Annotated in this window: 21 protein-coding genes; 1 reads left to right on the plus strand and 20 read right to left on the minus strand. The window is 35.5% G+C overall.

Annotated features, from left to right (window positions below):
* Window positions 1-89 precede the first annotated feature (89 nt).
* The 13 genes from ftsA to mraZ form a co-directional block, all read right to left on the minus strand.
* Entirely contained in the window at window positions 90-1,448 is a 1,359-nt protein-coding gene (gene ftsA, locus ACFOWA_RS16255) for a cell division protein FtsA (protein ID WP_056871442.1), read from the minus strand.
* 48 nt (window positions 1,449-1,496) lie between these two features.
* A complete protein-coding gene (locus ACFOWA_RS16260) occupies window positions 1,497-2,612 on the minus strand; it encodes a cell division protein FtsQ/DivIB (RefSeq protein WP_378986972.1) in 1,116 nt (371 codons plus the stop codon).
* Window positions 2,605-3,960, minus strand: a complete 1,356-nt coding sequence (gene murC, locus ACFOWA_RS16265) for a UDP-N-acetylmuramate--L-alanine ligase (RefSeq protein ID WP_378986974.1) — start codon at window positions 3,958-3,960, stop codon at window positions 2,605-2,607. The genes ACFOWA_RS16260 and murC overlap by 8 nt, the downstream gene beginning before the upstream one ends.
* Before the next feature lie 107 nt (window positions 3,961-4,067).
* Window positions 4,068-5,174: an undecaprenyldiphospho-muramoylpentapeptide beta-N-acetylglucosaminyltransferase gene (murG, locus tag ACFOWA_RS16270; RefSeq protein WP_378986976.1), complete on the minus strand. Its 1,107-nt coding sequence runs from the start codon at window positions 5,172-5,174 to the stop codon at window positions 4,068-4,070.
* 56 nt (window positions 5,175-5,230) lie between these two features.
* Entirely contained in the window at window positions 5,231-5,644 is a 414-nt protein-coding gene (locus ACFOWA_RS16275; protein ID WP_378986978.1) for a GxxExxY protein, read from the minus strand.
* A gap of 42 nt (window positions 5,645-5,686) precedes the next feature.
* Complete coding sequence (locus tag ACFOWA_RS16280; protein ID WP_378986980.1) at window positions 5,687-6,880, minus strand: FtsW/RodA/SpoVE family cell cycle protein; 1,194 nt, start codon at window positions 6,878-6,880, stop codon at window positions 5,687-5,689.
* Window positions 6,881-6,894: 14 nt separating this feature from the next.
* Window positions 6,895-8,286, minus strand: a complete 1,392-nt coding sequence (gene murD, locus ACFOWA_RS16285) for a UDP-N-acetylmuramoyl-L-alanine--D-glutamate ligase (protein ID WP_378986982.1) — start codon at window positions 8,284-8,286, stop codon at window positions 6,895-6,897.
* Between the two features lie 88 nt (window positions 8,287-8,374).
* Window positions 8,375-9,622 (minus strand): phospho-N-acetylmuramoyl-pentapeptide-transferase, encoded by a 1,248-nt coding sequence (mraY, locus tag ACFOWA_RS16290; protein WP_378986985.1) that lies wholly within the window; start codon window positions 9,620-9,622, stop codon window positions 8,375-8,377.
* Window positions 9,622-11,079, minus strand: a complete 1,458-nt coding sequence (locus ACFOWA_RS16295; RefSeq protein WP_378986988.1) for a UDP-N-acetylmuramoyl-L-alanyl-D-glutamate--2,6-diaminopimelate ligase — start codon at window positions 11,077-11,079, stop codon at window positions 9,622-9,624. The genes mraY and ACFOWA_RS16295 overlap by 1 nt, the downstream gene beginning before the upstream one ends.
* A gap of 102 nt (window positions 11,080-11,181) precedes the next feature.
* Window positions 11,182-13,281, minus strand: coding sequence for a penicillin-binding protein (locus tag ACFOWA_RS16300; protein WP_378986991.1), 2,100 nt, complete (start codon window positions 13,279-13,281; stop codon window positions 11,182-11,184).
* Window positions 13,271-13,687 (minus strand): FtsL-like putative cell division protein, encoded by a 417-nt coding sequence (locus ACFOWA_RS16305; RefSeq protein WP_378986994.1) that lies wholly within the window; start codon window positions 13,685-13,687, stop codon window positions 13,271-13,273. The genes ACFOWA_RS16300 and ACFOWA_RS16305 overlap by 11 nt, the downstream gene beginning before the upstream one ends.
* Complete coding sequence (rsmH, locus tag ACFOWA_RS16310; protein ID WP_378987744.1) at window positions 13,684-14,589, minus strand: 16S rRNA (cytosine(1402)-N(4))-methyltransferase RsmH; 906 nt, start codon at window positions 14,587-14,589, stop codon at window positions 13,684-13,686. The genes ACFOWA_RS16305 and rsmH overlap by 4 nt, the downstream gene beginning before the upstream one ends.
* On the minus strand, window positions 14,579-15,046 hold the full coding sequence (gene mraZ, locus ACFOWA_RS16315) for a division/cell wall cluster transcriptional repressor MraZ (protein WP_378986997.1): 468 nt from the start codon (window positions 15,044-15,046) through the stop codon (window positions 14,579-14,581). Before mraZ ends, rsmH begins: the two co-directional genes overlap by 11 nt.
* A 381-nt stretch (window positions 15,047-15,427) precedes the next feature.
* Here mraZ and ACFOWA_RS16320 point away from each other — a divergent pair, with 381 nt between their 5' ends.
* Window positions 15,428-15,826, plus strand: a complete 399-nt coding sequence (locus tag ACFOWA_RS16320) for a DoxX family protein (RefSeq protein WP_378987000.1) — start codon at window positions 15,428-15,430, stop codon at window positions 15,824-15,826.
* 82 nt (window positions 15,827-15,908) lie between these two features.
* Here the strand turns inward: ACFOWA_RS16320 and ACFOWA_RS16325 are convergent, their stop codons facing one another.
* The 7 genes from ACFOWA_RS16325 to ACFOWA_RS16355 form a co-directional block, all read right to left on the minus strand.
* A complete protein-coding gene (locus ACFOWA_RS16325; RefSeq protein ID WP_378987002.1) occupies window positions 15,909-17,102 on the minus strand; it encodes a phosphoglycerate kinase in 1,194 nt (397 codons plus the stop codon).
* Window positions 17,099-17,545, minus strand: coding sequence for a GNAT family N-acetyltransferase (locus ACFOWA_RS16330; protein WP_378987005.1), 447 nt, complete (start codon window positions 17,543-17,545; stop codon window positions 17,099-17,101). The genes ACFOWA_RS16325 and ACFOWA_RS16330 overlap by 4 nt, the downstream gene beginning before the upstream one ends.
* Window positions 17,546-17,576: 31 nt before the next feature.
* Complete coding sequence (gap, locus tag ACFOWA_RS16335) at window positions 17,577-18,614, minus strand: type I glyceraldehyde-3-phosphate dehydrogenase (RefSeq protein ID WP_378987008.1); 1,038 nt, start codon at window positions 18,612-18,614, stop codon at window positions 17,577-17,579.
* A 180-nt stretch (window positions 18,615-18,794) separates the two neighbouring features.
* Complete coding sequence (locus tag ACFOWA_RS16340; RefSeq protein ID WP_378987011.1) at window positions 18,795-19,874, minus strand: MraY family glycosyltransferase; 1,080 nt, start codon at window positions 19,872-19,874, stop codon at window positions 18,795-18,797.
* Window positions 19,875-20,044: 170 nt separating this feature from the next.
* Complete coding sequence (locus ACFOWA_RS16345) at window positions 20,045-20,788, minus strand: glycosyltransferase family 2 protein (RefSeq protein WP_378987014.1); 744 nt, start codon at window positions 20,786-20,788, stop codon at window positions 20,045-20,047.
* Window positions 20,757-21,131, minus strand: coding sequence for a hypothetical protein (locus ACFOWA_RS16350; RefSeq protein WP_378987017.1), 375 nt, complete (start codon window positions 21,129-21,131; stop codon window positions 20,757-20,759). Before ACFOWA_RS16350 ends, ACFOWA_RS16345 begins: the two co-directional genes overlap by 32 nt.
* Window positions 21,132-21,341: 210 nt before the next feature.
* Complete coding sequence (locus ACFOWA_RS16355) at window positions 21,342-21,794, minus strand: hypothetical protein (RefSeq protein ID WP_378987020.1); 453 nt, start codon at window positions 21,792-21,794, stop codon at window positions 21,342-21,344.
* Window positions 21,795-21,804 lie beyond the last annotated feature (10 nt).

A 21,804-nucleotide genomic window follows, 5' to 3' on the forward strand; every position in this document is an offset into this window, starting at 1 on the left:
CATTACCAAACGTAATATTAACACTTTTTCCACATAGGTTTTCCACAACTGTTCATAATGTGGAAAACTCATCTTTTGTTGAAAAAGAATTAGCCTTTCAGGTAATCTTCATCACTAACGTCCATATCATCCTGAATGAAAGTTCTGGTTTTAGCAAGCAATTTATCAAACAAACCTGGTCCGCGTTTTTCTTTTTCTTTAGCGGTTTTAGGCTTCTCTACAAAAACACCTGGTTGTTTCATTTCTTCGATAAGCTCTTCAGCTTTTTGAATTCCCTTGATTAATAAACCAACACTGGTTGCGTACATTGGACTTTTCAAATCATCGTAAATGGTTTTTGGCATATCTTCATACTTAGATAAATGCTCATTTGGATATCCAATACGGCAATCTAAACCTGTTACATACTCAACCGCCTGACTTAAATGTTTTAGCAATGCACCGCCACCCGTAATAACTATACCTCCTATTAATTTTTTCTCGTAACCTGATGCTTTAATCTCATAATACACATGCTCGATAATTTCTTCCATACGAGCTTGAATTACATAGGCCAGGTTTTTAACTGAAATTTCTTTAGGTTCTCTACCACGCAATCCTGGCACACAAATTATTTCGTTCTCTTTATTCTCCTCGGCCAAGGCAGAACCGAAACGCGTTTTTAATAGTTCGGCCTGGTTGCGCATTACAGAACAACCTTCGCGGATATCTTCCGTTACGCTATTGCCACCAAATGGAATAACGGCTGTATGACGAATGATGCCCTCATGAAAAATTGCAATATCTGTTGTACCACCACCAATATCAACCAATGCAATACCAGCTTCTTTTTCTTCATCGCTCAACACCGATTCAGAAGAAGCTAATGGCTCAAGAATTAAATCTTGTGTTTGCAAGCCTGCATTATTGACGCATTTAATAATGTTTTTAACTGCGGTAACCTGACCAGAAATAATATGGAAATTCGCTTCTAAACGAACACCAGCCATTCCTATTGGGTCTTTAATACCCGGTTCATTATCAATGGTAAATTCTTGTGGTAAAACATGGATAATTTCCTCGCCTGGAGGCATAACCAGCTTAAACATATCATCGATTAACTTATCGATATCTTTTTTACCTATTTCGTTATTTAATTCCCTTCTGGTTAAAATACCGCGATGCTGTAGGCTTTTTATGTGCTGACCAGCAATACCAACATTAACCACCTGTATCTCTACATTTGATTGTCCGCTGGCAATTTCTACAGCCTGCGCTATACCTTGAACGGTTTTTTGAATGTTAGAAACCACCCCACGCGTTACACCTGCAGATTCGGCTTTGCCAATGCCTAAAACTTCTATTTTGCCATGCTGTGTTCTGCGGCCTACAATAACACATATTTTTGTAGTACCGATATCCAGGCCAACTACAATTGGAGACTGACTGGTAAATTTTGCCTTGTCCATATTCGTTAATTTTGTTGAGTTATATATTTTGTTATCAGAGGGATCTTTTTAATTCTTATCTGTCACTTTTTTACTTGCATCAGCCTTCGGTTTTACCGTAGTCTTTTGCGGTTGATTTGTCTTTTTTGCTTCCGCTTTAACCTCAGTTGTTTTCGGTTTTTCCTTTTTAACCTCAGGTTTAGCTGTTACGGTTTTTGGTTTAACCACAGTTGTTGCTTTTGGTTTTATTGCCGCTACAACCGGTTTATCAGGTACATTATCATCTACGTTATCACCATTTTTTATAGCGTCAGCGATAACATCTCTTATCAACGAATCAGAAACTTTTCTTGTTATGTTAACGCTATCTGCAGCGGTAAATATTTTAGTTCTTTTTGCAATTAATGTTGAATCTCTTTTCTCGCAAACGATTTGATTGGTGTACTTAATGTTTATTGTTCTGTACGTTTCCCAGCCTACTTGCGGCATTGCCTTTTTGTAAAAAACCAATAAGTTTTTCATTTTCTTATCGATAGAATCAGCGCTACCCAATATTATACGTTGGTTGCCAACTCTTGGTATTAATTCTATATCGTTTTTTGCATCAACAACAATTTGTTCAATTTGATTATCCCAAAGTGTGTCTTGTTTTATGTATTGAGCTGTTTTATATAAATCACGAGCCATTTGCGTTCTCAAAGTATCAACTCGAGTGCCGAAAACTTCCTGAATATTTCCGGTAGCAACAAGTACATTTGCGGTGAAATTTGGTGAAATTGGCATTTTTAAACCATCGTTATCAATATAAAAATCCTGTCCTGAGGCGTTTAAAATCCTAAGTACAGGTTGTCTTTGTTTAATCTCGATGCTTAGCACGCCATCCATATCTGCATAAACTTTAGCAAAACCGATATATGGATTTGATTGTAGTTTTTTCTCAATTTGATGAATATTGATTTGCTCCAGGTTGCGGCCCACCAAAACGCCCTGATCTTCACGCAAAATCTGATCAACTTCTTCTCGCTCGATGAAGTTATCTGCTCCAGGAATTAAAATTTTAACTTCTGTACACTTAACGGTTTGCTTTTTTATGTTGATGAAACTTAAAAGCACCACTACGCCTGCAAGACTAATTAGCCAAGCAAAGCCAGTAAAAATTGCGCTCCAGTTTATCCGCTTAAGCATTGTTTAATATATTTTTTAATGGTTCGATTAATGTATCTATATCACCTGCACCAACTGTTAAAAGTAATTCAGGTTTAGTTTGTTTAACATGCTGAATAACAAAATCTTTTCCACAAATTTTCTTATCTGATAAAGTAATTTTATCGAGCAAATACTGAGCGTTGATGCCCTCTATAGGTAATTCCCTTGCAGGATAAATATCTAAAAGCATTAATTCATCAGCAGTGCTTAAAACTTTCGCAAATTCATCAGCAAAATCCCGCGTACGCGTAAACAAATGTGGCTGAAAAACAACAGATAATTTTTTATCAGGATATAACTGACGAACTGCATCAAAGCAAGCTTTTAATTCTTCAGGATGATGGGCGTAATCATCGATATAAATTTGTTCATCGTTATTAAATACATATTCAAATCGGCGTTTTACACCTTTAAAATTAGCAACTGCGAGTTTAATTTTTTCGGTATCGATACCCAACTGCAATGCAATGGCTATAGCAACAGTTGTATTTTCTACATTATGCTTGCCGGGCAACATTAAGTTTAAATTTTTAATGGTATGATTTGCATCATAATAATCAAAAACAAACTTTGAGCCTTCTACACGAAGGTTTTCAGCTCGAGCATCTGCAGTTGAACTTGCCGCATAACTTGTGCTGTTACCTAAAGGCAAGCCCTCATGAGCATATAAGTTTCCATTAGGCTTAATTTGTGCAGCAAATAATTGAAATGATTCTTCGAGCTTGCTTTTATCACCATAAATATCCAAATGGTCTGCATCCATAGAAGTAATTACTGCTACATCAGGATGCAAAGTTAGAAACGAGCGATCGTATTCATCAGCTTCTACGACTACTACATTGTTATCTCCAAACAAAACATTACTACTGTAATTATTAGTAATACCACCTAAAAATGCAGTACAATCGTAACCTGTATCTTTTAAAATATGGGCTACAATTGATGAAGTTGTGGTTTTACCATGTGTACCAGCAACGGCTATACAAAACATGCCTTTGCTGATTATCCCCAATACTTCAGAACGTTTTTTAAGGTCGAAACCTTTATTTTTAAAGTGATTTAATATTTTCGAATCTTGAGGAATGGCTGGTGTGTAAACAACCAAACTATCATCATGATTATCTAAAAATGCACATGGCAAGGCTGCTGGTTCATCAAGATAGGAAATTAGGATTCCTTCTCTTTCTAAAGTTTCTGTAAGCTTGGTGCGTGTTTTATCGTAGCCACAAACTGCCTGACCACGTTTAGCAAAATAACGGGCAATAGCACTCATACCGATACCACCGATACCAACAAAATACACCCTATTTATTTTACTTAATTCCATATTTTTTAAGCTTAATTTGAAAGATTAAAACTGAAAGCTTTCTTTCAAATCGTTTAATTTTTAATTTGTATAGCTTCAAGATTCTTTACTCTTTCAGCTTTGTTCTTTTATCTTTTTAGCAATTTTAAAACTTCATTTGCTATAATTTCATCAGCGTTCAGAAGTGCCATTTTTCCTATATTCTCAGATAAGGTAGCACAAGTGTTTTTATCATTTAACAATCTTAAAGCTTCTGTTACCAGCGTATCTTCGGCAGATCTGTCATTTATTAATATTGCCGCATTGTTTTTTACCAAAGCCATAGCATTTTTAGTTTGATGATCTTCGGCCACATTAGGCGATGGCACTAACATTACTGGCTTTTTGATTAAACATAATTCTGCAATTGTACCTGCTCCTGCCCTACTTATAATTACATCTGCAGCAGCATAAGCCAAATCCATTCGGTTTAGAAACTCTAAAACCCGAACATTTGGATGGTAATCTACCCCCAGTCTTTCGATAATTCCTTTGTAATAGAACTTACCAGTTTGCCAGATCACTTGCACATCCTGAGCCAAAATTTCAGGAAGGTGTTTTTCGATGCTTTTATTTAATGTACCTGCTCCTAAACTTCCACCTGTTACTAAAATGGTCTTTTTCTGAGGGTCAAGCTTTAAAAGTTCGGCTCCGGAGTAATGTTTACCTTTTATATCAATCACTTCCTGACGAACAGGATTACCCGTTTTCAGTATCTTATCAGCAGGGAAAAATTGTCCCATTTCATCGAATGCAACACAAATTTTAGATGCCTTTTTACCCAACCACTTATTGGTTATTCCTGCATACGAGTTCTGTTCCTGGATTAAATATGGAATTCCCTTTAATGAAGCTGCATACAACAGTGGCCCAGAAGCATAACCTCCAACGCCAACAACTGCATCAGGCTTAAAACCATCTATCAGTTGCATTGCTTTGCGCACACTACCTAAAACTTTAAAAGGTAGAGCAAGGTTTTTAACAATTGAACCCCGTTGAATTCCACTTATATTTAACCCTATTATTTTATATCCGGCTGCAGGAACCTTTTCCATTTCCATGCGACCAGTTGCGCCCACAAATAATATTTCGCAGGCTGGCACAATGCGTTTTAATGCATTGGCAATGGCAACGGCGGGAAAAATATGCCCGCCTGTGCCACCTCCTGATATGATAATTTTTGGGGAATTATTCATTTTTATTTAATTTATTTTTAGTTAACCACAAAAGAAACAATAGTTAACAAAAGGTATTATTCTGGTAAAATTCTATATAAATCGTTAACATAAGTTTTTTGTCCTTCGGCATACAGATTAACTGTATTGAAATTGTAAATAATTCCTTTTGGCGAACATAATAGCTTTATGTAAGTAATAATTTGAGCCTCATGAATGGGCATCACTTTATCCACAGATTTTAATTCAACTTCTAAAACATTTTCTACAAATAAATCGCATCTAAGATTGGTATCTATATCCATTCCTTTATAATTAACAGGCACCAGCATTTCAGTTTCAAAAGATATTCCTCTTAGATTAAGCTCATGTTTCATGCATCTATGGTAAGTGCTTTCTAATAATCCAGCACCTAAAGCCTTATGCACTTCAATGGCAGCACCATTAACTTGATATGTTAAATCCTTTAAATATGCTTTACTTACTATCATTATAAGTTTTGTGTTCTTTTGTTTCTTTTGTGGTTTTATTACCTATCCAAACGCCGGTATTTCTCCAACTATTACTTTATTACTAACTTTTGCTTTATCTGTTCCAGTTTTACCTGCTGTATTTTCTTCAACATCGCGGCTTACACTCAAAATGATACCGAAAGCCACACTGGTAAATATCATCGATGTTCCACCCATACTTACCAATGGTAATGGCACACCCGTTACCGGACCTAAACCAACCGCTACAGCCATATTGGCAAAAGCTTGTATGGTTAAGCTAAAACTTAACCCGGCCGCTAGTAACGCTCCGAATGCTTTAGGCGCTCTGGTTACAATTTTTATGCATCGATACAAAAGCACCAGGTAAAGTGTCATAATTACAACTCCCCCAAACGTTCCCCATTCTTCAATAATAATGGCGAAAATAAAATCAGAGTAAGGGTGTGGCAAGAAATTGCGTTGTGTACTATTACCTGGTCCTTTGCCAAATACACCACCAGTCGCCAAAGCAATTTTTGCCTGGTCTGCCTGGAAAGTTTTGTCTGAATGCTGCATCTCAGGATGCAAAAAAGATTTTATCCTTGAAGCATAAGTTGCTCTTCTTGGTCCTAAAAAAACAACAAACATTAATAAGATTGCACCACCAACACAAACCAATGAAATTTGCTTAATACTAATTCTACCTATTATTAAAAGTAAAATACTAACGCCAAAAAGCATTAAGGCAGTTGATAAGTTTGCTAAAGCAATTAAAACGAAGACAACACAAACCGAACCCATAATTGGAATGAATGATTCTTTTACATTCTTAATGTTCTCTTGCTTTTTAGTAAGCATTCGGGCTAAAAATGTAATAAGGGCAAGTTTTGCTAAATCGGATGTTTGAAAGGTTAATCCAATTACTGGAATCTTTACCCAACGAGATGCATCATTTACATTTGCACCAAATATTAGCGTATAAAGCAATAAGGGAATTGTTACAATCATTAAAATTTTAGATATACCAGCGTAATAGCGATAATCTAATAAATGAGAAATGTAAATCATTCCAATACCTAGCAATACAAATATGAGGTGTTTAGTTAATAACAACTTTTCAACTGCTTCCCCTCTTTTGTAGGCTAGCGTACCTGTAGCGCTATAAACTGCCATTACAGATATTAGCGAAAGCAGGATGATGATTAACCAAATCCATCTATCGCCTTTTGTTTTATTAAGTAAAGTTTGGAACATCTGTTAACCTCCTTTTATAATTCTTTAACGGCCGCCTTAAATTGATTGCCACGGTCTTCGTAGTTTTTAAACAAATCGAAACTTGCACAAGCTGGAGAAAGTAAAACTGCATCGCCACGTTTAGCCAAATGGAAAGCAATTTGTGTCGCTTCTTCGGCCGAAAATGTATTTACAATTACTTCTACATCGTCTTCAAAAGCGTCGTGAATTCGCTTGTTATCTTTTCCTAAACATACAATTGCCTTTACCTTACTTTTAACCAAATCTTTAAGCATATTATAGTCGTTGCCTTTATCAACACCACCCATAATTAATACAACATCGGTAGTCATACTTTCTAAGGCGTACCAAGTTGAATTTACATTTGTTGCTTTGCTATCATTGATAAAATCAATTCCCGATATTTTGGCAACATGCTCCAATCTATGTTCGATATTTTTGAAACTGCCCATACTTTCACGAATGGTCTCATTTCTTAACTCTAAAACTTTGGCTATTATTCCCGATGCCATGGAGTTATAAATGTTGTGCTTGCCTTGTAAGGCTAATTCTGAAATAGACATGGTAAATTCTTTATTTGGTTCTGTAAGGATGTGTATTGTATTAACTTGTAAGTAAGCACCTGCTTCAACTGCATTAAATATTGAAAAGGTGTAAGTTTTGGCTTCAGGGTTTAAACCGCTAATTGCCTTTAAGCTTTCTTCATCATCAGCACAGTAAATAAAAAAATCATTGTGTGTTTGATTTTGTATAATCCGCATTTTTGATGCAGCGTAATTTTGAAGTTTATAATCGTATCTATCTAAATGATCGGGTGTGATATTTAATAGAACTGCGATATCTGCTTTAAACTGGAACATATCATCAAGCATAAAACTTGATATTTCTAATACGTACCAATCATAATTTTCATCAGCAACCTGAGCTGCAAAACTATTACCGATATTACCTGCTAAACCAACGTTAATTCCGGCGTTTTTTAAAATATGATAGGTAAGTAAACTGGTTGTCGATTTTCCATTCGAGCCAGTAATACAAACAGTTTTCGCATTGGTATATCTCTTGGCAAATTCAATTTCTGATATAACTGATATTCCTTTATCCTTCAGTTTTTTTACTATCGGGGCAGTTGCAGGAATACCCGGACTTTTAATAACTTCTGATGCATTTAAAATCAGTTCTTCTGTATGTTTTTCTGATTCAAAAGGAACACCCAATTTTTCTAATGCTGCTTTATATTTATCTGTGATAACACCGAAATCGGAAACAAAAACATCAAAACCTTTTTGCAGAGCTAATTTTGCTGCACCAACACCGCTCTCTCCTGCACCCAAAATAACAACACGGCCCTGCCCTGCCATTGCTGGCTCAGAATTGCTTAATGTATTATTTTGATTTGTGTTCATTACTTCGTTTTTTGTTATTAGTTATTCGTTGTTGGTTTGTAAAGTAGTCGATTTTTCTAAGCGAAAAACGAACTACGAAAAACTAATTCTATCTCAATTTCAATGTTACTATGGTCATAATGGCGAGCATAATTCCAATAATCCAGAAACGGGTTACAATTTTGGCTTCATGGTAACCTTTTTTCTGATAGTGATGGTGCAATGGTGCCATTAATAAAATTCGCCTGCCTTCTCCAAATCGTTTCTTGCTATATTTAAAATAAGATACCTGCAGAATCACAGACACCAGTTCGATTAAAAAGATGCCGCATAAAATTGGTATTAATAATTCTTTACGAATCATGATGGCGAATGAAGCAATAATGCCACCGATTGCCAAACTACCGGTATCGCCCATAAAAACCTGAGCCGGATAAGAATTGTACCATAAGAAACCAACGCAAGCACCAACAAAGGCTCCAGCAAAAATCATCAGTTCACCAGAGTTGGGGATGTACATAATATTCAAATAATCAGCGAAGCCAACATTACCCGATACGTAAGCCAAAATACCGAGGGTTGTACCAATAACGGCAGATGTTCCTGTTGCCAAACCATCAATACCATCAGTAATATTTGCGCCGTTTGAAACTGCAGTGATGATAAATACGGTAAAAGCAAGGAACACTAAAAATGCATATTTCTCATAACCTGTACCTAAAAACTTAAGTACTTTAGCATAATCAAATTCATTATTTTTATAAAACGGAATGTTGGTTTTAGTTGATTTTACATCTTGGGTATAGTAAAATGTTTCACCCTTTTGGCGCAAAACCATTGGTGCAGCATTTGTTGTTTTAACATTATCCTGAACGGTTTCTCTTACTACAATATTTGGATGGTAATACATTGTCCACCCAACTATTAAACCCAAACCAACCTGACCAACAACTTTAAATTTTCCGGCTAATCCTTCTTTATTTTTTTTGAAAACCTTAATATAATCATCTAAAAAGCCAATAGCTCCCATCCAAATCGTGGTAATAATCATTAGGATTACATACACATTGGTTATGTTTGCGAATAGTAATGTTGGAATTAAAATACCAAGCAAAATAATAATACCACCCATTGTAGGTGTTCCTTGTTTTTGCATTTGGCCTTCTAAACCCAAATTTCTAACGGTTTCGCCTACTTGTTTTTTGTGTAAATAATCTATTAACCTTCTACCGTAAACTGTGGTAATTATTAATGATAAAATTATCGAAACAGAAGCTCGAAAGGTGATGTACTGAAACAACCTTAATCCAGGAATATCGTAATGCTTATATAGGTATTCGAATAATAGATATAACATTAGCTGCGAGGGTTTAATTGTTCAAGTAAAATTTCTTTATCGTCGAAATGGTTTCGAACACCATTAATTTCCTGGTATTTCTCATGCCCTTTACCGGCAATTAAAATTATATCTCCACTTTTTGCCAAATGGCAAGCTGTTTTTATTGCTTCCTTTCTATCCAAAATGGATAAAGTTTTACGTTTGTTGGTTGGCGAAACACCAGCTTCCATTTCAGAGATAATGGTTTGTGGATCTTCCGTACGAGGGTTATCAGAAGTAAGGATTACTTTATCGCTCCAATCGCAAGCAACCTGAGCCATAACCGGGCGTTTGGTTTTATCCCTATCGCCACCGCAGCCAATAACGGTAATTACCTGTTCCGTTCCTTTTCTAATGTTTGCAATTGTGCTTAACACATTTTGAACCGCATCAGGAGTGTGTGCATAATCTACAATTCCTATCACTTTTTCAGGAGAAACGATGTAATCAAAACGACCTTCTGCACCTGTCAAACGACTTAATAAAGTCAATACTTTAAGTTTGTCTTGTTCTAGCAAAATTGCAGTGCCATATACAGCAAGCAAATTATACGCATTAAACGAGCCCACGAGTTTGAAATAAACATCTTCGTTATCAATATCTAAATGCAAACCGCTAAATTGGTTTTCGATAATTTTTGCTTTAAAATCTGCAAGTTGTTTTAATGCATAAGTTTTTTTGTAAGCCTTAGTATTTTGCAACATTACCATACCATTCTTATCATCGATATTGGTTAATGCAAAAGCAGTTTTTGGTAATACATCAAAAAAGGCTTTTTTAGCTTTTAGGTATTCATCAAAAGTTTTATGAAAATCGAGGTGGTCGTGTGTTAAGTTTGAAAACACCCCACCAGAGAATGTTAAGCCTTCTATTCGATGTTGCGCTACTGCGTGAGAACTTACTTCCATAAAGCAATAATCGCAACCTGCGTTTACCATATCGCGAAGCAAAGCATTTAATGCAATCGGATTTGGCGTTGTGTGCGTTGCCGCTACAACAACATCATTTATATAATTTTCTACCGTAGATAGTAATCCGGTTTTATAACCTAAATCTTTAAAAAGTTTAAATAATATGGTTGCAATGGTGGTTTTACCGTTGGTTCCTGTAATGCCAATTAGCTTTAAATCTGCTGATGGATTTCCATAAAAATTTCCCGCCATTATCCCTAAGGCAACAGATGTATTATCAACCTTCACGTAGGTTACATCGTAATTATCAATTTCAGGAAGGTTTTCGCAAACGATTACTTTCGCACCTTGTTCTACCGTTTGGTTTATGAAAAGATGACCATCGGCTGCAGTACCAACAATTGCGAAGAATGCATCATCATTTGTTACTTTACGTGAATCGAAATTTAAGGCATTAACCGTTCTATCAGTTCTGCCAACCAATTCCTTTATCGTTACACCATATAGTAAATCCTGTAATTGCATTTTTTTTTATTATTGAGTGAGTGAATTTTGAATGAGTGAATGTTAAGTAAATCGCTATAATTCCATCATGCTCTAATTCAATCAATCTATCATTCCTTTTTTCTAATCTAACTGTATATCTACCTGTAAACCTTTACCAACTTTTACGCCTGCTTGTACCGATTGCCTTATCACTTTTCCAGAACCTGTAACTCTTGTTTTAAGTCCGGCGTTTCCTAATAAGTAAAGTGCATCTTTTAAGCCCATTCCTGCAACGTTTGGCATAACACCTTTACGTTCATTATTTTCCTGAAAAATAGTTCCGGCACTCGTATCAATTGTATTGTAGTATTCTGATTTGGAAGCAAAAAGCGGTTTAAAACCAAAAGCTTTGTAAACTTTTTGAGTTGCTTTACTTTGACCTGATTTAGTTGGAGGATTAATGGTGTTGCCAACTAAACGTGTTGGTACATCATTATACATTTGCATGTCGCTGGCATAAATCCTATCGGCAATTTCTCTAAAAACCGGACCAGAAACCGTGGCACCATAATAAGCACCTTTAGGATCATTTATAACCACGATTAAAGAATATTTCGGCTTATCAGCAGGAAAATAACCTACAAATGAAGCCTGATATTGCTTATTTGCTTTGTAACCTTTATTTGCATCAGCAACCTGAGCAGTACCAGTTTTGCCCGCAATTTTATACAACGGGTTGTAAACAATTTGCTTTCCGCTACCTTCAGTAACCACACCTTCTAGCATCTTTTTTATTTTGCTCAAGGTAACATCCGAACAAATTTGCTCATTTATCACTCTTGCCTTAAACTGCTCAATTGGATTACCTAATCTTCTAATTTCTTTTACAAAAATTGGAGCCACATATTTTCCATTATTTGCTACTGCGTTGTAAAACGATAACATTTTAAGTGGTGTTAATTGCATTTCATAACCGTATGCCATTTGAGGCAAGGTCATTTTTCCCCAGCTTTTGTTTGTTTTTGGATTTTTAACCACCGGCATTGCTTCACCAGGAATTTGTAAACCCATTTTTTCGTTTAAATGCCAATCGTATAAATGATCTGTAAATTTTATTGGATCATCGCCATAATGTGTGTTTATCAATTTTGCGATTGCTGCATTAGATGATTCTTCAAATGCCTTTTTAACCGTAACTGTTTCAATTTTTGGATGCGAATCTGTAATCAGTTTCCCCGGAATTTGATAATAACCAGTACCAATTAATGTATTCGTATCCACCAATTTATCTTCTAACAAAGCCATATATGAGGCCAATTTGAAAGTAGAGCCTGGATCTTGATTCCCGGCAATTGCATAGTTAAACTTCTCTTTGTAAACGCCTTCCTCAATTTTTGAAAAATTCGCTACCGCTCTTATTTCACCAGTTGCAACTTCCATTAAAATTGCAGTTCCATGGTCTGCTCTCATCGCTATCAGTTGCTTTTCGAGCTCATTTTGAGTAAGATCTTGCATGTTAATATCAATGGTAGAAATAATATCAGCTCCATCTTTTGGGGCAACTTCTTCCTCATCATTTACAGGTACATAAACTCCACCAGCAATACGTTGCATTAACCTTTTGCCTCCTTCACCATTGATATACTCGGTATAAGCACCTTCTAATCCAACTCCATTTTTAACATTTGCATTTTTATAACCGATTGTACGAGCGGCCAAAGCCTTAAAAGGTAAAATACGTTTGTTTTGCTGTACGGCAATTAAACCGCCGCTAAACTTACCCACATTATAAAGCGGGAAAGTTCTGATGGTTTTTAAGTCAGAATATCCAACTTTACGGTGTATTAATAAATAACGAGCACTATCTTGCCTGCCTTTGCGAAGAATGCGTGAATAATCTTTGGCTGATTTATCCTGAAAAATACCAGCAAGTTTCATCCCTAATGAATCTACTTTCTCATTAAAAATTTTATCATCGGCAATGCCACCGGCAAACATATCCATGTGCAATTCATACTCAGGAACCGAAGTTGCAAGCAAACTTCCATCATTCGAATATATATTACCACGAGTAGCCTCTACAGCCATATAACGTGTAGAAAGACTATCGGCCATAGCTTTCCATTTATGTCCTTGTACAAACTGCACCTGCCCAAGACGTAAAAATACCGCCAAGGCAAAAAGCACGATTAAGCCAAATGCCAGATATACACGAAGCAGGATATTTGCTCTAATATTCATCGCTTTTAACAATTAGTTTTTTTGGTGGTTCTATTAATTCTTTTATTCCGAGGGTATCTACTTTTTTGGCAACCTCTGTTAATTTACTTTTAAACATGAGGTCAGCTTTAAGCGATTTATATTCCCATCGTAACTCTTTTACTTCTTTATTTAATTTATCAATTCTACGAACGTTGTTTACCGCGAAGTGGCTGTTGGCGATATAAATCATACCTAACAGCGCCAAGAAGCACAAATAAGGCAACGCATCTGTTGCGGCTTCTTTAGATATTACACCTTCGGTAAAAAACTTACCGATAAAAGTTTCGCTAAACTTTCTATCGTCTTCCGACTTCGTTTTTTCGGTTTTAACCTTTAATTCAGGTTCAGGTCCGATTTCTTCCTCATCTGCTCTGAACTTATTCATATCTTTTCTGCAATTCTTAATTTTGCACTGCGAGCTCGGTTATTACTCCCAATTTCTTCGTCTGAAGCAATTATCGCTTTGCGGGTAATTACATTAAATGGCTTTTGCTGATTGCCAAAAAAATCTTTTTCAACCTCGCCCTGAAACTTACCCTTTGCCATGAAATTTTTAACAGGCCTATCTTCAAGCGAGTGATAAGACATAACCACTAACCTACCTTCAGGCTTTAAAACATCAGCGGCCTGCTGTAAAAAATCTTCAAGTACTTTAATCTCTGCATTCACTTCAATTCGTAATGCCTGAAAAACTTGCGCCAAATATTTATTTTCCTTTCCTTTCGGGATGTATTCAGCAATGGCAATTTTAAATCTATTAATATCTGTAAATGGATTTTCTAAACGTGCTGTTACGATTGCACGAGCCAAAGACTTCGCATTTTTAACTTCACCGTAAATGCCAAAAATTTTATGAAGCTTATCTTCAGAATATGTATTTAAAACCTCTGCGGCAGTTAAGTTTCCATTCGGGTCCATCCGCATGTCTAAATCTGCATTGAAACGAATTGAAAAACCACGTTCAGGTACATCAAATTGATGGGACGAAACACCCAGGTCGGCCAAAATACCATCAACTTGTTTAAAGCCTTTTAAGCGAACGTTATTTTTTAAAAATCCGAAATTTTGGTCGATAAAAATGAAGCGAGGATCATCTGGAATATTTGCTTGAGCATCTGGATCCTGATCAAAAGCGATCAACCTGCCTTCTGCGCCTAAATGTTTTAGAATTTCTTTAGAATGGCCACCACCACCAAAGGTTACATCAACGTAAATGCCGTTTGGTTTAATATTCAAACCATCGATGCAGGGCTGTAACATTACAGGAATGTGGTAATTATTCTCCATCATTCCCTCCTTTTTTACTACCCATTACTTTTTGCGCCAAGCTGGCGAAATTAGCAGGAGTATTATCTAAGGTATCTTCGTAAGCCTGTTTATCCCAAACTTCTACTCTATCAAGTTGACAGGCAAGCATTACATCGGCACCAATGCCAGCATATTCTGTTAGCGATTTTGGAAGCAGAACCCGGCCAGCTGCATCAAGACTAAGCTCGGTTGCGCCACGGGTAAAAGCTCTAATGAATTTTCTGTTTTCTTCATCGTAGACATTCAATTCACTTAACTGACTAACAATTTTATCCCAAACACTTTTTGGGTAGATAACAAGATTCTTTTCAAAACCACGGTTTACTATCAAACCTTCACGCTCCACATCAGGCAATTGTTTCTTAAGCGCAGAAGGCACCATCAAACGGCCTTTTGCGTCAAGCTTACAATCAAATTCTCCTAAAAGATGGGTCATAGTGGTATTTACACTTTTTATGTAGTGTAAAAGTAAATAGTTCTACCACTTTTTACCACTTTTTACCACAAAAAAGTTTTCCACATGCTTTTTCTCCCACAATGAGATAAAAAAGTGCTACTACACCGTTTTAAAAAACTGCTTAATCATTGATAAAAAGCAGGTTATGAAACAAAATCAACTTTAGTACAAAAATTATTTTTAAAATAAATTTTTAGCATTTAAACCTATAGAATACCAAAGCTAAGCAGATAATTGCCATTATTAACTAGAATTTTACTCACAATTTTGATTTTTTTGGAACGCCAAGATTACCTATTAATACTGGCTAACTAACATTCCTAATTTTGTATTGTTAATTAAGAAGTGAAAGTTTTAGCAATGAACATTAAAGATAAAAGCTTTGAACAATCGGCGAAAATTTTGCTTGGTGCAGGATTAATATTTGCAGGAATTAGTCACCTAACTTTTGCCAGAAAAGCATTTCAGGCACAAGTGCCGAATTGGGTTCCATTAAAGAAAGATGATACGGTTATACAATCTGGCTTGGTTGAAATTGCATTAGGAACTGCCCTAATTTTTGAACCAAAAAAATATGAAAAAACTGTAGGTAAAATTACTGCAGGACTCTTTACATCAGTTTTTACGGGTAATATTGCGCAATACAAAAATAAGAGAAGTGCTTTTGGATTAGACACAGACGCAAAAAGATTTGGAAGATTATTGTTCCAACCTATTTTAGTTTATTGGGCGTTAAAAAGTACGGGAAATATTAAATAAATCGAGTGAGTATTCATTTATCTTAAAAAAAAAGGTCAGATTATTTAATAACCTGACCATTCTTATTTTAAATATTTAGGGCTTATTCGTTTATTGCCTTAACTCCAGGCAATTCTTTACCTTCCATATATTCTAATAACGCTCCACCGCCGGTAGAAACATAGCTCACTTCATCTTCTAATCCAAATTTTGCAATGGCTGCTGCAGAATCTCCACCACCAATTAATGAAAACGCACCGTTATTTTTAGTTGCTGCAACAACAGCTTCTGCAACTGCTTTGGTACCAGCTTCAAAATTTTCCATTTCGAAAACACCCATCGGACCGTTCCATAACAAAGTTTTAGAATTTTTAATAACATCCTGGAATAAAGCAATCGATTTCGGACCGATATCCAATCCCATCCAATCTGCAGGAATCTGACCAGAATCTACATCTTTCTTATCTGCATCGTTTGCAAATTTATCTGCAATAACAGTATCCGAAGGAAGTATTAAATTAACCCCTTTTGCCTTTGCCTTTTCAATCAATTCTAAAGAAAGTTCTTGCTTATCCGCTTCTAACAATGATGTGCCGATTTCACCGCCTTGCGCTTTCGCGAAAGTATAGGCCATACCACCACCGATAATTAAATTATCAACTTTATCCAATAATTTTTCTATCAGAAGAATTTTATCAGAAACTTTAGCACCACCCATAATTGCTGTAAATGGTCTCTCCGGGTGATTTAACACTTTCTCAGCATTTTCTAACTCAGATGCCATTAAATATCCAAAATACTTTGCATCAGGGAAAAATTGTGCAATAACTGCTGTAGATGCATGTGCTCTGTGTGCTGTACCAAAAGCATCGTTTACGTAAACATCACCCAAATCCGATAATTTTTCAGCAAAAGCAACATCACCTTTTTCTTCCTCTTTGTAAAAACGAAGATTTTCTAATAGCAAAACCTGACCAGGATATAAATTTTTAGCTTGGTTAACTGCTGATTCACCAATACAATCGTCGGCAAATTTTACTTCCAAATCTAACATGCGAGATAAATCGCCTAGGATATGTTTTAATGAATATTTATCTGTAGGTCCATCTTTTGGGCGACCTAAATGCGACATAAGAATTACCGAACCGCCATCATTTAATATTTTTTCTATCGTTGGTAATGCAGCTCGCATCCTTTTATCATCGGTAATTTTAAAATCATCATCCAACGGAACATTAAAATCTACTCTTATTAATGCCTTCTTATCTTTAAAGTTAATCTGGTCTATCGTTTTCATGCTTTATTATTTTGATTTAAGTTTAATTTCATTTCGTAATGGAACCCAATTCCGGGGATGTCAAACTCTGGTGATTCGGTTGTAAAGCCTATTTTCTTATAAAACACCGCGGCAGACGAACGGGCATTACACCACAAATATGCGGTTTTATATTCTCTTAGATATTCAATAGCAAAAGTTATTAAAGCTGCGCCATAACCTCTTTTTCCAAAATCGGGATGTGTTGCCATGCCTCTCAGCTGATAACCTTCGCCCTCTCCTTCAAAGAAATCATTGCGCATAAATGTTGCTATTGATCTGATTTCGCCATCAACTTCATAACCCAAATGAAAAGTATCATAGGCTTCATCACCATCAAAATGGCAAAAATCATAAGATTTACCATTTCTTAGCACTAAACTTCTTAGCGGAAGAACCTCTTCTTTGGTGATGAATTTTACCATATTAATTAAGGATAGGTGATTAAATTTATAATTAATGAGCTGGCTGAGTTTGATTTAGATGCAATTGAACAGCTGATTTCTTCTGGACTGCTTCAATTTTTTTTATTAAATCGACCAGCCGGCTACTGTAGCCATACTCATTATCGTACCACCCAACAACTTTTACTAAATCGCCAACTATTGATGTTAATTGGGCATCAAATATGCATGAGTGTGGATTATCAATAATATCAACAGATACTATCGGGTCTTCCGTATATTCTAAAACCTGTTTAAATTTATTTTCAGCGGCATTTTTAAAAGCTTTGTTAATCTCATCAATGGTGGTTTTATTTTTTAAAATGCAGGTAAAATCTGTTAAAGATCCATTTAACACCGGAACACGGATGCCTGCACCGCCCAATTTGCCATCCAACTCCGGGAAGATATGTGTAATTGCCTTTGCTGCTCCAGTTGTTGTGGGGATGATTGATGCTGAGGCGGCTCTTGCCCTGCGTAAATCTTTGTGATTACTATCGTGCAGGTTTTGGTCGCCGGTCATCGAATGAATTGTTGTAATGTAACCTTCTTCTACGCCCCAATTATCATTCAAAATTTTAATCATCGGGGCGATGTTATTCGTGGTACAACTAGCGTTAGAAAGTATTTTGCTTGTTAAATCAACCGTATCATCATTAACGCCTAGTACCACCATGGGTATATCATCAGAAGCAGGCGCAGAAATAATTACCTGTTTTGCTCCAGAAATTATATGTCCTTCAGCATCTTCGCATGTTAAATTTTTGCCTGTACAATCTACAACTATATCAACCTTTAATGCCGACCATGGCAAATGAGCGGCTTGTTTAAAGCAAAATATTGGAATGGATAAATTATCGATAATTAATGCATCAGGCTTTGCCGAAACTTTGCCTTTAAATACACCATGAACGGTATCGTATTTAAAGAGATGAGCCATTGTTTTTGGTTCCGACAAATCGTTAATTGCCACTACCTCGAAACCTTCGGCTAGGGCCAAACGTAAGAAAGTTCTGCCAATGCGGCCAAAACCATTTACTGCTATTCTCATTTATAAAAATTAATACGCAAAATTAATGTTTATTTTGAGATAGTAGCGGATAAAGAAATACTTATATATGATATTTATTCAGGTTAGTTTTTACAAAAATTACTTTGAAAAAAAGGTTCAATATTGAATTCTAATGGTTTTTAAATCGCTCCTTTGAGCTAAAAGTAAACCAACCATTAGCTAAAACTTACCCATTTTTCTTAACCTGTAAACCAGAATAAAATCGAGTATCAAACATAACCCAAGTAAAAAAAAGATAAGAAAAAAATTGCCCAAATACCTTATTAATAAGCCTAACGCTACCATACAAAGGTTTAGGCCTGCAGTAGTATAAATAACATAAGGTGGTTTTAAACCTAATCTTTCTAAGCGATGGTGAATATGATTTCTATCACCTATGAACGGAGATTTCCCTTTGAGCACACGAACAGTAAAAATTCTTAGCGAATCGAAAATTGGTACAATTAAAATAGATACTGCAATTGCAGGTGCTGATAAAATTAGCGGTGTGTTACTTGCCGTAACTTTATTAAGTTCTATGAATTTTATAGCTAATGCAGCAGTAACTAAACCGATAATTAATGCTCCGGTATCGCCCATAAATATTTTTGCCGGATACCAATTATATCTTAAAAAACCGCCAATTGCGCCTGCTAAAGAAAACGCAATAAATGCATAAGGCAATTGATGCATTAAGGCAAATAAAATACCAAAGATAAGGTTTGCAATAATGCCTATAGAGGCTGCTAGTCCATCGATACCATCGATAAGATTGAATGCGTTATTTAGAAAGATTATTAAAATAACCGAAAAAATTCCTCCCCAAAATAACGGCATATCCCAGATTCCCAATACGCCATATAAGCTTGTTAACCTAAATCCACCGAAAAATACCAAAATCATGGCAACCAAAAGCTGTAAAATAAACTTTGTGCTTGTATTGCTTCCATGTACATCATCTTTTAAGCCTAAAGCTGCAAGAATTATGCAAGAAACAATTAGAAAATTAGCCTCTTCGAACCTGATTAATGTAGAAAAAAGCAATGTTGTTATGGTAAAACTGACCACAATAGCTACACCACCTAAACGCGAAATGTTTCGTTGATGCGTTTTACGGTGCATATCATTTTTATCAAATAGGCTGTATTTTGTAGAGATGTAAATAACAGACGGAATGCTATATAAAACTATCACTGCAGCCAGAATAAATATAGCCAGATAAAAATATACAGGATTTGCACTTAATAAATGTAGAAGCAAGTTGTAGAAGGTTTACTAACAAATATAATAATTTGCCATTACATGCAGGTACTTTGCAACTCGTTTATTAACAATAATTTGAATGCTTATAAAAAAAGGTTTGCTGTTAATTAACTTAAGTAATTGCTTAAAATTATTTAACCAAACCAATTAAATTTTATTCCGTTAAGCTACCAAAATTGCTTAATTTTTGATAATTTTTTCAGTAATAAAATGAATATTGGGTTTGGAAGTTGATTTCTCTTTAAAGCTTTATAGTCGTTAAGAAAAGCATGATATAAACTTTTGTACGATTGATTGCTTAATCCACCAATCCGCATTTTTATCATTAATATTGGCAGGTAATAAGCTTTGATTTTATACGTATAAAAAAACCTTAAAATTAAATCATAATCTGCCGCGGTGCCTAAGTTTAAAGCATATTTACCATATTTTTCAAATAGATTGTTTTTGAGGTATAATGTTGGGTGTGCAGGCATCCATCCTCTTTTTAAATCTGTTTCATTTGCCTCTTTAGATTTCCATTGCCTGATAACGCTTTTATTTAATGGGTGAATATAATTTAAATCTCCATACAGGGCTTCTACAGAAAAATCGTTTAGAAAAATATCTGCAACCTTCTGAATTACATCATCATTAGCAAAAAAGTCGTCGGCATTTAAAATTCCAATGATATCTCCTGTAGCCAAGTTTATACCTTTATTTAATGCATCATATAAGCCATTATCGTCTTCAGAAACATATCTGGTAATTTGCCTTTGGTATTGTTCTATAATTAGTTGTGTTCCATCAGTAGAATTTCCATCTATTACAATGTATTCTATGTTTTTATAGGTTTGGCTGATAACAGATTCTATACAATCTTTAATGAAGGTTTCACCATTATAAACTACCGTGATTATAGATATCTTCATGCTTAACGATTGATGCTTTTCTTCTGATGTGCAGAAAAGCAATACCAGCGGTAAATATAAAAAATGCCGGGAGAAAGTCATCTATTGGACACATTTGATAATATGTACCTTTAACTCCAGCTCGACCATGACCAATACAACCCGCTGATGGCAAAGTGTTATCTAAAACCCACTGACAACCAGAATTCGGGTAAATTTGGCCCGGTGAGTTAGAAAAAATACCACCAGGTGGATTAGATTGATAAGTTAAAAGTTCAGGATATCCTGGAACAAGACAACCGTAATCTGCAAAAACTAAATATGGGATTAAGAAGAGCGGGATGATTAAACACAACTTTTTCATAAGCTATAGTATTAATCATGCACTAATATATAATAGTTTCAGGAATAAAACAACTTACAGGAATATTTAAGTCGCTATTAATCAAATACTATTTGAATCTTTCGACGTTAAAAAGCTATGAATAGGTATTTTGCGTTAAGCGATTTGCCTTGGGCGTCTTAAACCTCATGGAATTTCTATCTTGGAGCTTTAAATTGGATTAGACAAAACCTAAGCCCCAAACCGAATCCATTTATCACCTTCATGCCCAAAAATAAACGATCCGGGGTGGATCATTTCAGCCATATCTTCTATCAAGGATACCGCATTTTCTGCAGATAAATTCCGATTTACATCATCATTCAGCAAAATAATTCGATTGTTTTTTACGGCTTGCCATTCTGCATTTAACATTGTTGGTACTTCACGCATCAAATCTGATAAATTTTTACCCGGCTGGTAATAAATAATAAATGCTGCACTAAAAACATCTGCTTCAAGCATTCCGCCAGCCAATGCAATTTCTTCAGCTAAAAAATAACTTGGATTGTTGTTTACATCAAGCAAAGCCACCGGCATTTTATCCATAAACTTAATTTTGTGCTCAACAATATCCAATCGATCTTGTAATTCTTCTTGCTTGGCGGCATCAAGCCCAATAAATAAATCGTTTAAAAAAGACATCTGCGTTAAA

The organism is Pedobacter lithocola (assembly GCF_042650845.1).
Lineage (GTDB): Bacteria > Bacteroidota > Bacteroidia > Sphingobacteriales > Sphingobacteriaceae > Pedobacter > Pedobacter lithocola.

Excerpts from the sequence above, each read along its gene's own strand:
- ftsA (WP_056871442.1), bottom strand. The coding sequence starts at position 1,448 with ATGGACAAGGCAAAATTTACCAGTCAGTCTCCAATTGTAGTTGGCCTG.
- ACFOWA_RS16260 (WP_378986972.1), bottom strand. The coding sequence starts at position 2,612 with ATGCTTAAGCGGATAAACTGGAGCGCAATTTTTACTGGCTTTGCTTGG.
- murC (WP_378986974.1), bottom strand. The coding sequence starts at position 3,960 with ATGGAATTAAGTAAAATAAATAGGGTGTATTTTGTTGGTATCGGTGGT.
- murG (WP_378986976.1), bottom strand. The coding sequence starts at position 5,174 with ATGAATAATTCCCCAAAAATTATCATATCAGGAGGTGGCACAGGCGGG.
- ACFOWA_RS16275 (WP_378986978.1), bottom strand. The coding sequence starts at position 5,644 with ATGATAGTAAGTAAAGCATATTTAAAGGATTTAACATATCAAGTTAAT.
- ACFOWA_RS16280 (WP_378986980.1), bottom strand. The coding sequence starts at position 6,880 with ATGTTCCAAACTTTACTTAATAAAACAAAAGGCGATAGATGGATTTGG.
- murD (WP_378986982.1), bottom strand. The coding sequence starts at position 8,286 with ATGAACACAAATCAAAATAATACATTAAGCAATTCTGAGCCAGCAATG.
- mraY (WP_378986985.1), bottom strand. The coding sequence starts at position 9,622 with ATGTTATATCTATTATTCGAATACCTATATAAGCATTACGATATTCCT.
- ACFOWA_RS16295 (WP_378986988.1), bottom strand. The coding sequence starts at position 11,079 with ATGCAATTACAGGATTTACTATATGGTGTAACGATAAAGGAATTGGTT.
- ACFOWA_RS16300 (WP_378986991.1), bottom strand. The coding sequence starts at position 13,281 with ATGAATATTAGAGCAAATATCCTGCTTCGTGTATATCTGGCATTTGGC.
- ACFOWA_RS16305 (WP_378986994.1), bottom strand. The coding sequence starts at position 13,687 with ATGAATAAGTTCAGAGCAGATGAGGAAGAAATCGGACCTGAACCTGAA.
- rsmH (WP_378987744.1), bottom strand. The coding sequence starts at position 14,589 with ATGGAGAATAATTACCACATTCCTGTAATGTTACAGCCCTGCATCGAT.
- mraZ (WP_378986997.1), bottom strand. The coding sequence starts at position 15,046 with ATGACCCATCTTTTAGGAGAATTTGATTGTAAGCTTGACGCAAAAGGC.
- ACFOWA_RS16320 (WP_378987000.1), top strand. The coding sequence starts at position 15,428 with ATGAACATTAAAGATAAAAGCTTTGAACAATCGGCGAAAATTTTGCTT.
- ACFOWA_RS16325 (WP_378987002.1), bottom strand. The coding sequence starts at position 17,102 with ATGAAAACGATAGACCAGATTAACTTTAAAGATAAGAAGGCATTAATA.
- ACFOWA_RS16330 (WP_378987005.1), bottom strand. The coding sequence starts at position 17,545 with ATGGTAAAATTCATCACCAAAGAAGAGGTTCTTCCGCTAAGAAGTTTA.
- gap (WP_378987008.1), bottom strand. The coding sequence starts at position 18,614 with ATGAGAATAGCAGTAAATGGTTTTGGCCGCATTGGCAGAACTTTCTTA.
- ACFOWA_RS16345 (WP_378987014.1), bottom strand. The coding sequence starts at position 20,788 with ATGAAGATATCTATAATCACGGTAGTTTATAATGGTGAAACCTTCATT.
- ACFOWA_RS16350 (WP_378987017.1), bottom strand. The coding sequence starts at position 21,131 with ATGAAAAAGTTGTGTTTAATCATCCCGCTCTTCTTAATCCCATATTTA.
- ACFOWA_RS16355 (WP_378987020.1), bottom strand. The coding sequence starts at position 21,794 with ATGTCTTTTTTAAACGATTTATTTATTGGGCTTGATGCCGCCAAGCAA.